Origin of the sequence: Thermosynechococcus sp. OHK43 (genome assembly GCF_014466085.1) — a bacterium.
Taxonomy (GTDB): domain Bacteria; phylum Cyanobacteriota; class Cyanobacteriia; order Thermosynechococcales; family Thermosynechococcaceae; genus Thermosynechococcus.
This window is the reverse complement of record NZ_JACOMP010000156.1, coordinates 1-11,641: the sequence shown is the minus strand read 5'-3', so window position 1 is coordinate 11,641 and position 11,641 is coordinate 1. Positions and strand designations below refer to the sequence as shown.

Below are 11,641 nucleotides of genomic sequence, written 5' to 3'. Positions count from 1 at the left end.
TTTCTCAATTGTACTGAGGAGCAATTCGCGGTCTACAGGCTTCGTGAGATAGGCATTGGTACCAGCCATGTGCCCCCTGGCGCGGTCAATGAGGCCATCCTTAGCTGTCAGCATGATAACTGGAATGTGCTTAAACTTCTCAATTTTGCGAATTGTGCGGCAAAAATCAAAGCCATCCATTTCTGGCATGGTCACATCTAAGATAATCAGGGAAACATCGTGATCATCTAATAAAGAGAGGGCATCTAGCGCATTTGTAGCACTGATGACTTCATAGCGATCGCTAAGGGCACGGCGAATCATGGCCTGTACAATCGGACTGTCGTCCACCGTTAAAACAACAGGCGACTTGACACAAGTGGCCGCTGTGGTCACAAATCCTAGCAGACCATCCTTAACCCAGTGCATATAGAGGGATGCTAAAGCTAAAGAGTCTTTGTAAGTTCCCTCAGCAATGTCAGCAATAGTTCTGTCACCCGTGACCCAAGTCTTGAGATGATGCAGGGTAGCTTCGTGGTGGATTGCATCTAAGGCCCCTGCATGCACGCAAGGGATGGCTTCTAGGGAAGGAATGGTCGGATAAAACTGTTGCCAAAGATATTTGCGACTCTCAATCTGCTGTAAAATGACTTCTGGGTCAATTCCATGACCATCATCGCCGTAGCATAGATCACAACTGGCGTCCGTTTGCAACTGGACAGAGCAACTGTAGGGAGCCAAGCGTTCTAAAAGCACCGTTGAGCGTTGAATCATTTTTTTTTCAATACTCTCCCAACTCAGTGCTTGTATCCTGATGACTGCTTCTAAATGAGAGCGATGGGAGGCATTTTTTGTGCGACTACGGGCATACTCAATCAGGGTGTCCATAAAGGCCACCTTGAGCATTTTCCCTAACAGGTGTAGGAGGTCGGCAGGGCTAGGAAGATGAGCCTCTACAAAGGTCAATCCGCCCTGGTAGCAGCCAAGATAATACACTAATTGACGTTGTATTTCTGGGATCGTTGCTGCTACCTTCAAAATACCAGTAAATTCCTGGAATTTAATTGTTTCTAGCAGCTTTGGTAAGGGTAGGACAGCCTCTAAAGACTCACTAGGCCGGTAGACAGTCATATTTTCAAAAGCCTGCATGGCCCCTCCTTGTGAACACAATGGATACTTGTCAGAAGTAAAAATTTAGTCCCCCACCCTGCTGCTCAGAATAGCTAATTAGCAGATTGATTTGGCTAGGTCAATCTTAAGGCAAGTATTCATGAGGTGAGTGTATTGAAAGTTACATTCATCATTACTTTGTACTTCTTGTCTTTACTGAGTTTTTCTGACTTCCGCTCTTGAGATTAAAACTAGGTTAATGCGAGGAATTTCACCACACTCCTAGGCTCGTGGGATAGATATGGCGGTAATCTGTCTCAGGTAATGACGCAGCAGTGCTACCGTAACCCCTTGGCGAAAAGGAACGATCTGATCCTCTGGCTGCTTCTGAAGCAGCGTTTCCACTGTTGCTAGGAGAGGGGCAACAGGATCAAGCTCTTGCTCACTAAGGTGGAGTTCAATGAGTTCAACATAGGCCTCTACTGTATTTGGACTCAGGAAGAGAATCCGCCGTAGATACTCTTTGGCGGCTGTTTTATCCTGTTGCTCCTGGGCAATATGAGCAAGGAGAAAGAGCGCAGGAATGTTTTGGGGGTTGAGGGAGAGGAGTTGTTGCCCAAGGGCGATCGCCTTGGTGTAACGGCCTTGATCGGCGTGGATTTGCGCCATCAATAACAGACACTCTTCATTGTTGGGCTGAGACTGCTGCCACTGTTGTGCCAAAATCAGAGCATGGTTGTAGTTGCGTTCCCTGAGGGCAATCCTTGTTTGCTCCTCAAGGGATAGGACGGGAATAGGGGGTGGCATGGATGGAGTGTTAGGGTGACTCAGTGGATGGCGACTTAATTGATAAACGACTGACTCTGGAAAACTCAGGACTTGCAGCGGGCCGAGGTCCTGTCCTTGCAGTTCTGTGTGTCCGGTGAGCAAATAGCCATCAGCGCGCAATAGTGAGACAAAAGCCCCCAGGATCTGCTGAATAGCAGCACTGTCCAAGTAGATAAGGACATTACGGCAGACAATCAGATCCACGCTGCCAGGGGGTAGATCATACTCTGCAACATTCAGCAGGTTAAGGCAGCGGAAACGTACCCATTGACGTAGGGAAGGTATCACTTTCCACCCTCGACCAGTCTCCCGAAAGTACCGAGCTTGCAGGCTCGGATCTATTCCCCGAAAAGACCAATGACCATAGATGCCTGCCTGCGCTTTGGAGATTGCCGCTTGACTGAGGTCATATCCGACAATGCTTAATTGCCAGTCAGTGGGATTTGGCAGGAGTTCCTTAAGTAAAATAGCTAAGGAATAAACCTCCTCCCCTGTGGAACAGCCAGCACTGACAAGCCGCAATGTCCGATCCTGCTGATGACGGGCAATTAGATCGGGCAGTAAACGTTCCCGCAAGAGTTTGATCTGACCTTGATCTCGAAAAAAATAGCTCTCACCGGTGGTAATGAGATCTGCTAATTGTTTCCATTCCTGTTGACTATGGGTGAACTGGGGCTTGGCTAAGAGGGCGAGATACTCGCTGGGATGCTGATAATTGAGAGCACGACAGCGATTCAGGAGCTTACGGCTTAGGTAGGGTTTGTCTTGGGGGCGAATGCTGATGCCAGTTTGGCAACGAATCAGCTCTACAAACTGTTCAAGTAATTGATCGTTCATAGGATCAATTCAACAACAAGGAGGTAGCACTGGTGTGCGATCGCCCCCTAGGGTATGATTGTAAGGTTGAACTCTGACAATCGCCGGCAAGTCTTCATGGGCGTTGCTGAGCGATCCCGGCAGAGGGATTGAAAACCCTTGGATATTCTCAGTTTTAGGATGACCACCCCTTTACTTTTGCGTGCTGCCCGTGGTGAAAGCGTTGAGCGTCCTCCCATTTGGTTGATGCGGCAAGCTGGGCGCTACATGAAGGTCTATCGTGACCTGCGCGATCGCTATCCCTCGTTTCGCGAGCGATCGGAAATTCCGGAACTCGCCATTGAGATATCGCTCCAGCCTTTCCGCGCCTTTGCGCCTGATGGTGTGATTCTCTTTTCGGATATTCTCACGCCCTTACCCGGCATCGGCATTCCCTTTGACATTGTTGAAAGTAAAGGGCCAATGATTGACCCGCCCATCCGCACCCTAGAGCAGGTGCAACAACTCCATCCCTTGGAGCCGGAGGCGGCCTGTCCTTTTATTCGTCCAATTCTGGCCACACTGCGCCAAGAAGTTGGCGATCGCGCCGCAGTACTGGGGTTTGCCGGTGCCCCCTGGACCCTTGCGGCCTATGCCATTGAGGGCAAAAGCTCCAAGGACTACATCCAAATTAAAGCCATGGCCTACCACGAGCCAGACCTGCTCCACAAATTTCTGAACCATTTGGCCACGGCCATTGCTGACTACCTCTGCTATCAAATTGACTGCGGCGCCCAAGTGGTGCAACTTTTTGATTCCTGGGCAGGTCAACTCAGCCGTCAGGACTACAACACCTTTGCGTTTCCCTACCAAAAGCGGGTGATCCAGCAGGTCAAAGCGGTCTACCCCGATGTGCCCATCATCCTCTACATCAATGGCAGTGCCGCAATTGTGGATCGCATGGCAGCAACGGGAGTAGACATTGTCAGCCTCGACTGGACTGTTGATATTGGCACCATTCGTCAGCAGTTCCCCCCTAGTGTTGGTCTGCAGGGAAATTTAGACCCTGTGATCCTCTTTGCCCCGCAGCCAGTACTCAAAGAGCGGTCTTTGGCCATAATTGAGGCGGGTCGCAAGGGAAAATATATCTTTAACCTTGGCCACGGCGTTCTTCAAGGTACCCCTGAGGAAAATGTGGCCTTTCTCTTTGACTTGGTGAAGTCCCTCGCCTAATGCGAATTCTAATCACAGGTGCCACTGGCTGCATTGGTCAATACATTTCTGAGGCCCTGATCCAACAGACGGATCATGAATTGTTTTTGCTGGTGCGGGATTCTTCACGCCTACATATTGATCCTTGCCAGCGATCGGGGGTGAATCTGGTTCAGGCAGATCTGATGGATCTAACGCCATTGGAACCGCTGCTACCCACCTTTGATGTGGCCATCCTGACGGCAACCGCCTGGGGGGGGAGCAATGTCTTTGCCATTAACTACGAGCAAACCTGCCAGCTTCTCAGGCAACTGGATCCACAGCGCTGCCAGCGGGTATTTTATTTTTCAACAGCCAGTATTCTCAATCATCAGATGCAACCGCTGCCGGAGGCAGGTACCCTAGGCACTGACTATATTCGCTCAAAGTATGCCTGTCTTCATGCCATTGAGGAGTTGCCTGTGGCCGATCGCCTGATTGAACTTTTTCCAACGATGGTTTTTGGCGGTGGCCCCGATGGCAAGCGTCCTTCCTTTATCACCGCAGGCATGGGGGAAGTCCTCAAGTGGTTGTGGCTGGCTCGCTTTTTCCGCGCCGATGCCAGTTTTCACTTTATCCATGCCCGCGATATTGCCCAAGTGGTTCTTTACCTATTGCAGCATCCGGAGTATCCAGTACCCCGCCGCGTGGCTCTGGGTAACCCGCCAATGACCGTCAATGAGATGCTGGCGCAGTTGTGTGCCGCTGCCAAGCTCCGCATCTATGGCCAAATCCCCTTGACCTTGCCAGTGATCAACTTCCTTGTGCGGGTCTTTCGGGTGCAGATGTCCCCTTGGGATTATTTCTGCTTGAACTACCGCAACTTTACCTACGAAACGGTGCTCAATCCTCAAGCCTTGGGGCTAACTCCCTACTGTGGGACGGTAGCGGATTTGCTACGCTGTAGTTTGGGCACAACAGACCGCTAAACCTCCAGTTAGAGACTCTTTGATGGCAGGCATTTGGTTACTGAAGTCGGAACCAAGCGTTTTTTCCTGGGAGGATTTGAAGGCGGCTCCACAACAAACCACCTGTTGGGAAGGGGTACGCAACTACCAAGCTCGCAATTTGATGCGCGATTGTATGCAAGTGGGCGATCGCGTGCTTTTCTACCACAGTAATGCCAACCCACCGGCAATCATGGGCATTGCTGAAGTTGTCAGGCCCGCCTATCCCGATCACTTTGCTTGGAACCCTGACAGTCGCTACTTTGACCCCAAAAGCACCCCTGACAATCCCCGCTGGTTTATGGTGGATATCCAATATCGCCGTGACTTTTTGCCCCCAATTACGCTGCCGGAACTGCGGCAAACCCGTGGCCTTGAAGGGATGCTGCTGCTGCAAAAGGGCTGCCGTCTTTCGGTCCAACCGGTTACTGAATCGGAGTGGCAAATCATTCTCAGCTTGCGATCGCCCTAGGGTTGACGAGACAGAGGGCGTAGATAGGGTAAATTTTTGACGTGGCGATCGCTGGAATACTGGAAACCAAAATCCGCATACTCGGCAGTATTCACCAGTCGCCGAAAAGCAGATAAGCCAATCCGCCGTTTGCCATCGAGGCTGCTCACCTTGGAGTGGGGATTGTTTAGGTCTCCCCCTAGGAGTTGAAATGCCTCTTCGGGAGTCAGCCACTCTATGTTGGGATCACCGCTGGGAATTTTCTCTTCAAGGTGTTGCAGTTTTCTCACCAAGCTCTCCCATAGATTCCGGCGAGGTTGTTGCTGCTGAGAACGGCAGGTCAGCGATCGCCACCATAGCTGCAGTTGCACCCCCAAATACTGGAAAAAACGCTTGATCAACCGCCCCATCTGATTCAACAGCAGCGGTAATCCCGTTGGCGGTGCTGGAGACGATCGCTCAACCACAACCGTACTCCAGCCGCAGGCGCTACACACTTGGCGGCCAGAGGATAAGGGTTTCCCTAAACGGGCGCCACAGCGTGGGCAAGTTTCCAGCATGATTCCAGTATGAATGACGTTTCAGCATGGATAGATTAAATTTTAGCGGTTGACCGCGACCGGCGATAAAAGGGGCGAGGCACCACCACTGCTGGCACCCAGCGATCGCGCACCTGCACCGCCAGTTCACGACCTATGTGGGCAAACTCTGGAAAGACATAGCCAAGGGCGATCGCCTTCCCCAACGTGGGCGATAGGGTGCCACTGGTAACCTCCCCCACAGCCTGGGCTCCTGCATAGATTGGGTAGCCGTGGCGAGCAATGCCTTTGCCCAGTAGTTCTAACCCCACCAATTGCCGCTCAATGCCCCGCTGCTTTTGCGCTAAAAGGGCAGCACGACCCACAAAATCGGGCTTTTGCCAATCAATTAACCCATCGAGACCCGCCTCTAGGGGGGTGGTTTGCTCATCCATATCCTGGCCGTAGAGGAGCATGGCTGCCTCCAGCCGCAGCGTATCCCGCGCCCCCAACCCACAGGGAGTAACACCTGCCGCCAACAGGGTTTGCCACAACTGTTGTCCCACTTCGGCCGGGACAAGCATTTCCCAACCATCTTCGCCCGTGTAGCCGGTGCGTGCGATCCAAGCGGGCTGTCCCAGTAGGTTGACTTGAGTATGGCGATAGGCCTTGATTGCCCCTAGGGGGCGATCGCACAGGGGAGACAGCGTTGCCGTTGCCGCCGGCCCTTGAAGAGCAATCAGCACCTGGGTCGCCGACTCATCGATTAGCTCAATACCGGCCGGTAAATGCGTTTGAAACCAATCCCAATCCTTAGAGGTTGTGGCTGCATTGACAATACAGCGCACTTGACCCTCGTCAATGTAGAGAATGAGATCATCCACAATCCCCCCGGCGGCATTGAGAAGAACCGTATACTTGGCTTGACCGGGCTGGACCTGGCTCAGATTTGTGGGCACCAAGTTTTGCAGCGCGGCTACCACCCCATCGCCCCGCAACACAAACTTGCCCATATGGGAAATATCAAACATCCCTACCTGCTGCCGCACCGCTTGGTGTTCCTGCAAAATGCTACTGTAGTGCAGGGGCATTTCCCAGTTGCCAAAGGTGGTAAACCGTGCTTCCTGATGCAGGGGATAGAGAGGGGTGTGCCGTAAGGATTCACTCATCGGTGACTACCGGAAATAGACTATCTAGTTGTTGTTCGAGTTGAGCGGCGGTCAGCGCCGGTTCACGGCAGCGCCAGCCTTCACAGACCAAGGCCATAGGCTCTAGGTCATCGCGAACTTTGAGCACGGCGGTTGGTAAATAGCGATCCCAGAGGGAGGCTGCCTGATCAGAACGAAGTTGGACACAGACAGGGTGAAGATACCACTGTAATGCTGCCAATAAGCTGGGACAGCTTTGGGGGGCCTCCCGCATGAATTGGCTAAAAAAGCGCAGTCCCTTTTCTGCCTGTTCGAGGTAGGTAGGATTTTCTGTGAGCAAAAAGAGTTGAACCAAGTTGGCGATCGCCACCCCATTGGCAGAAGGTGTGGCATTATCTAGACCTTCCCGCTGGCGCACAATCAAATCAGCTCGCTCTGGTGCATTGTAGTAGCCCCCATCCTTTGCCCCCAATTCCTGATCAAACAGGGTTTGATACTGGGTGGCCAACGCCAACCACGGCTGCGCCGCCTCCCCCACGGCTAAACTGGCTTGATGCAGGGCAAGGAGAGCTTGGATCCAGTAGGCATAATCCTCGGCCTGAGCTACCTCCGCCACGGTGCCCCCATAATTGAGGCGATAGAGTTTGCTCTGTTGATACTGATGATCGTGGAGCCATTGAGCCGCTTTAGCTGCTCGCTGCCAGTAGGTGTGCTCTCTCCAGACTTGGGCTGCCGTCGCTAAGCCAGTAATCATCAGGCTATTCCAAGCCAAAATCATTTTTGTATCGGTGACAGGGGGAATTCGTCCTGGCCAAGCCCGCCCTTTGGCAGTTGCGTTATCAGTGGCCACAGGAAAGGGCTGATCCATGGGCGTATCGGCACCATAGCGGCGGGCAAAGAGTTTGCGCAGAATCGGCCCCAGCGCCTGAGGATCCTCTGGAGGGCGCACTTGCTTGAGCACAATCTTGCCCTCGAAGTTGCCACTGGCAGAGAGGTCAAAGTGGGCTTGCAGTTGTCTCAATTCCGTTGGGGTGAGGGTCTGCTCTAGCTCCGCGTACTGCCAGCAATAAAAGGCGCCCTCCTCGGGTTCGGGGTCATTGGCATTGACAAAGCTATCAGCATCCTGAGCTGCATAGAAGTACCCCTCAGGGGCGGTCATTTCGCGATCCAGCCATTGAATTGTTTGGGCAATTGCAGCGGGAATCTGGGGAAAGCGATCGCCCTGCTGCCACAGCCGCGCTAAGTAGGTCACAATCTGGCCATTGTCGTAGAGCATTTTTTCAAAGTGGGGCACTGTCCACTGGGGATCCACGGTGTAGCGATGCCAACCACCGCCAACGTGGTCATAGATGCCCCCCTGCAAGAGGTGGTGTCCCCGCCGCCGACACAGGTGCAACAGTTCTGGGGGATTCGGACTTAAAGCCAGCCCCTGTAGGAGCATTTGGGCATAGGGCATCATGGGGAAGCAGGTGCCTTGGGGGCGATCGCGCAAAATCGGCGTCACTTGATCAATCCCTGCCCTTAGCAGTTCTTCAGTCAGGGGGACGGCCTTTCCCGTCTCGGTGGGGGGTGCCAGATACTGCCACAGGGTGGCCTGGTGAGCAGTGAGCTTCTCTTTTTCTTGGTCATAGAAGCGACGCACCGCGTGCAACACCTGCAAAAACCCCGGGCGGCCATAGCGCGGCTGCACCGGAAAGTAGGTTCCCCCATAAAAGGGACGGCGATCCTGAGGGGTAAGAAAGATATTCAGCGGCCAGCCCCCTTGACCCGTCATCAGTTGCAACGCCTGCATATAGATGCTGTCAATATCGGGCCGCTCCTCGCGATCCACCTTAATCGGCAGGAAATAGGCATTGAGATAGGCGGCAATCTCCAGATCCGAGAAGGCTTCCCCCTCCATCACAGTGCACCAGTGGCAACTGGAATAGCCAATCGAGAGAAAAATCACCCGATCCTCCGCAGCGGCTTTGGCCAGGGCTTCATCACACCACGGCCACCAGTCAATGGGGTTTTCGGCGTGCTTGCGCAGATAGAGGCTTTGGCACTGGCTAAGGCGATTCGGCATGGGGGCGTACCATTTCGACGCTAATTTGACCCGTAAAGTTGGGCACGGGCGGGGCGAGCTTTGTCACACGCACAGCAGCCCGCTGCACTTGGGGCGGTGCAAGGCAAAGGCTGATAATGGCTGCCGCTAGGGTCTCGATTAACTGAAAGCGCTGCTGCTGCATTAACTGCTCAATGGCTTGCAAAAGAGGGCGATAGTCAAGGGTGTCCTCCAAGCGATCGCTGGCGGCGGCGGGTGCCATATCAAACCAAAGTCTAATATCAATCTCAAACCACTGGCCAAGAATTTGTTCCTCTGGGAGAGCGCCCGTATAGCCGTAGTAACGCATTCCCGAAAGGTGCAGACAGTCAGTGGTGGACTCGCTCAAGGACATGCATCCATAACCAGGCAGGAAAAAGTCTTCTGGGCGGATTGATTTTTTTGTCTCCTGCTCTTTGATCACTGTATCGCCAAAATGCTGCCGATGGCGAGCTTTCCCTTTAGAGACCTTGCCTTCACTGTGGCCTGGATTGGCAATGCCACGGGGGCGATCGCCCCCCTCCTAGATGCTCTTTTGGGGAAAACCCAATGCGGATGGCGAGACTCGAACTCGCAAGGCAAAGCCACACGCCCCTCAAACGTGCGCGTATACCAATTCCGCCACATCCGCGTAGCTTTGTCATTATAGCGCAGATTCCTAAATTTCTGAAAGTAGTCTCTGGCCTCTCGATAGCAGAAAATTCGGGAGAGAAGCTCCTCCTTTCTAAAATCTCTTACTCGCTGATCTTGGCAGAACTGCCATGAATACAGCAGCAGTGTCACCGTCAAGAGGATTCGCTACTATGAGGAGTTAGAGCTGTTGCCGTTGGCAGAACCCGTGGTGGCTATCGTTTCTTTGCTCGCCTGAGCTTTATTAAACTGTCCAGTCCCTTGGTTTTACTCTGAGGGAGATCAAGGCCTTTCTTGAGGTAGACGATCGCGGTGAGATTCCCTGTGACCCCATCAAGGAAAAGTTAGAGGAGAAATTGGCTACCAGTTACACATTCTTAAACAGGAATTACAAGGCCTCCTATCCGACTGGCGATCGCCCCCACAACCCCTAAAGGGCGCGATCTGTCCCATTCCCCCGCCAGTGATGCGCTCCTAACTACTCGTTCATATTCTTGTAGGTGGCCACTGCCGAAGGGGAAATCTGGTTGAGATAACGGAAAATCCAATACTTAAACACTGTATCCAGCATCACTGGAAAGGTGGCGATGAACATATTGATAAAGTCCTCATTGCGAGGAAAGCCAAAGTGCTCGAGGGTATTATTCACCAGCACCTCCCAGCCGTGGGGAGAGTGGAATCCGACAAAGACATCCGTAAATAGAATAATCACAAAGGCCTTGGCGCTGTCACTGAGGCCATAGACCACCTCATCCAAAAAGGCCTTGACAATGGCCAGTTGCCGTTGACCTGTAAACACCAGTCCCAAAAAGACCGCAAAACCCAAGGCGTCGGAGAGGATGTTTTTCAGGGGTTCAATCAGTTCCTTTTGATATTCTGTGGAGAGCTCGATCGCCTTTTCGCGGATGCGGTTTTGAATCTCCTCTGAGGAAATCGGCACATTACTCACAAGGCTTTCAAAGCGAATTTTGTTCTCAAAGCGGGCCAGTTCATCAAGGATGTTGTCCTCCAGTTGGGAGTTAATAATCCGTTCAATTTGCCCCACCGCCTTAAAGTGGTTAACAAGGGGGCTGACGATGAGCGCCTTGGAAATTTGCTGAGTCAACAGGGGCAAAATCACGAGCAACAGCATAAAACGAACCGCCAGGCGGGTACGCAACTTTGAGGTGCGAAAATCACGAACGACTTCAGCTTCAGTGGCTTCATCGGAATTGAGTTCGCGGCGAAAGCGATCGGCGGTGCGCAAAATCGAGCGGGGAATAAAGCTGCTGCTATCCAGCTTGGAATCACTGGTGAGATCATCACTAATATATTCCGAGAGATAAAGAGAATCCTCCTCAATTTTGTCGAGGGCGGCTGCCTGCTGGCGTTGTTGGGGGTCTTGGCGACTGAGGCTAGGACGGGCTAGGGCATTGAGTTCCTTTTCCCGCTGCCGTTTATAGCGATTGAGGGTGGCATCAATGACCCGCAGCTTTTCATAAACGCTGGGTTCCGCCGTCGTGTCACTGACGGTAGCCGTCACTGTATAGGTTTCCGTTGCACCATTGACCCTATCGTTGACAGGAGTGGGGGGGCTTTGGGGGGGAGCAAGGGGCAAAATTTGACGGCTTGCCCGAAACTCTGCCATCCGCATACGAATGGTTTTCAGCAGTTGTTTTAGCTCTGTCTCGAAATAGCTAGAGACTTCGCCCACGGGCAGATTGAGGGGACTAATGGGTTGACCGTCAAAGTGTTCCAGTTCAATGGCGCGAATTTTCAGAGCGGCTTCATAGGCTTCCTGTAGGGCCCGGTTAGGAGTTGTGAGATACCACTGTTGTGCATGCTTGATCCAGTTTCTAAGGCGAACAAAGGGATTGCTGGACATTCCTGTTCTTCTCAATGGCTGCCGCAAAAGCAGTAAA

The 11,641-nt window shown here is 52.6% G+C and carries 10 protein-coding genes, 1 tRNA gene and 1 pseudogene; 4 read left to right on the top strand and 8 right to left on the bottom strand.

From position 1 onward, the window contains the following. Together H8Q75_RS06595 and H8Q75_RS06590 are read right to left on the bottom strand one after the other, a co-directional pair. A partial coding sequence (locus H8Q75_RS06595; protein WP_297040952.1) for a response regulator occupies nt 1–867 on the bottom strand: 867 nt, incomplete at its 3' end. 504 nt (nt 868–1,371) lie between these two features. Beyond that, a complete protein-coding gene (locus tag H8Q75_RS06590) occupies nt 1,372–2,754 on the bottom strand; it encodes a CheR family methyltransferase (protein WP_024125667.1) in 1,383 nt (460 codons plus the stop codon). A 159-nt stretch (nt 2,755–2,913) separates the two neighbouring features. On the opposite strand from H8Q75_RS06590, the gene hemE reads away from it, so the two are divergent. The 3 genes from hemE to H8Q75_RS06575 are packed head-to-tail and all read left to right on the top strand — an operon-like array spanning nt 2,914 to nt 5,382. Next, nucleotides 2,914–3,945 (top strand): uroporphyrinogen decarboxylase, encoded by a 1,032-nt coding sequence (hemE, locus tag H8Q75_RS06585; protein ID WP_297040951.1) that lies wholly within the window; start codon nt 2,914–2,916, stop codon nt 3,943–3,945. After that, on the top strand, nt 3,945–4,892 hold the full coding sequence (locus tag H8Q75_RS06580) for an NAD(P)-dependent oxidoreductase (RefSeq protein WP_024125669.1): 948 nt from the start codon (nt 3,945–3,947) through the stop codon (nt 4,890–4,892). The genes hemE and H8Q75_RS06580 overlap by 1 nt, the downstream gene beginning before the upstream one ends. Nucleotides 4,893–4,914: 22 nt before the next feature. Continuing rightward, a complete protein-coding gene (locus H8Q75_RS06575; RefSeq protein ID WP_024125670.1) occupies nt 4,915–5,382 on the top strand; it encodes an EVE domain-containing protein in 468 nt (155 codons plus the stop codon). Here the strand turns inward: H8Q75_RS06575 and H8Q75_RS06570 are convergent. From H8Q75_RS06570 to H8Q75_RS06550, 5 genes are all read right to left on the bottom strand, one after another. Beyond that, a complete protein-coding gene (locus tag H8Q75_RS06570; protein WP_024125671.1) occupies nt 5,379–5,921 on the bottom strand; it encodes a hypothetical protein in 543 nt (180 codons plus the stop codon). The two genes, H8Q75_RS06575 and H8Q75_RS06570, sit on opposite strands and share 4 nt — an antisense overlap. 35 nt (nt 5,922–5,956) lie before the next feature. Further along, the gene (gene gcvT / locus H8Q75_RS06565) at nt 5,957–7,048 is read right to left on the bottom strand and encodes a glycine cleavage system aminomethyltransferase GcvT (RefSeq protein ID WP_297040950.1); all 1,092 of its coding nucleotides are present in this window, start codon (nt 7,046–7,048) and stop codon (nt 5,957–5,959) included. Continuing rightward, the gene (locus H8Q75_RS06560) at nt 7,041–9,092 is read right to left on the bottom strand and encodes a thioredoxin domain-containing protein (protein WP_297040949.1); all 2,052 of its coding nucleotides are present in this window, start codon (nt 9,090–9,092) and stop codon (nt 7,041–7,043) included. The genes gcvT and H8Q75_RS06560 overlap by 8 nt, the downstream gene beginning before the upstream one ends. Beyond that, nucleotides 9,076–9,465: a dihydroneopterin aldolase gene (folB, locus tag H8Q75_RS06555; RefSeq protein ID WP_024125674.1), complete on the bottom strand. Its 390-nt coding sequence runs from the start codon at nt 9,463–9,465 to the stop codon at nt 9,076–9,078. The genes H8Q75_RS06560 and folB overlap by 17 nt, the downstream gene beginning before the upstream one ends. Nucleotides 9,466–9,660: 195 nt before the next feature. Continuing rightward, nucleotides 9,661–9,741: transfer RNA gene (locus tag H8Q75_RS06550), tRNA-Leu, on the bottom strand. A 141-nt stretch (nt 9,742–9,882) separates the two neighbouring features. Between H8Q75_RS06550 and H8Q75_RS11970 the strand changes: the two are divergent. Further along, nucleotides 9,883–10,218 (top strand): annotated as a pseudogene (locus tag H8Q75_RS11970) (MerR family DNA-binding protein); the annotation flags it as partial. Here the strand turns inward: H8Q75_RS11970 and pxcA are convergent. Beyond that, the gene (gene pxcA / locus H8Q75_RS06540; RefSeq protein ID WP_024125675.1) at nt 10,219–11,604 is read right to left on the bottom strand and encodes a proton extrusion protein PcxA; all 1,386 of its coding nucleotides are present in this window, start codon (nt 11,602–11,604) and stop codon (nt 10,219–10,221) included. It lies immediately after the preceding pseudogene. Between the last annotated feature and the right edge of the window lie 37 nt (nt 11,605–11,641).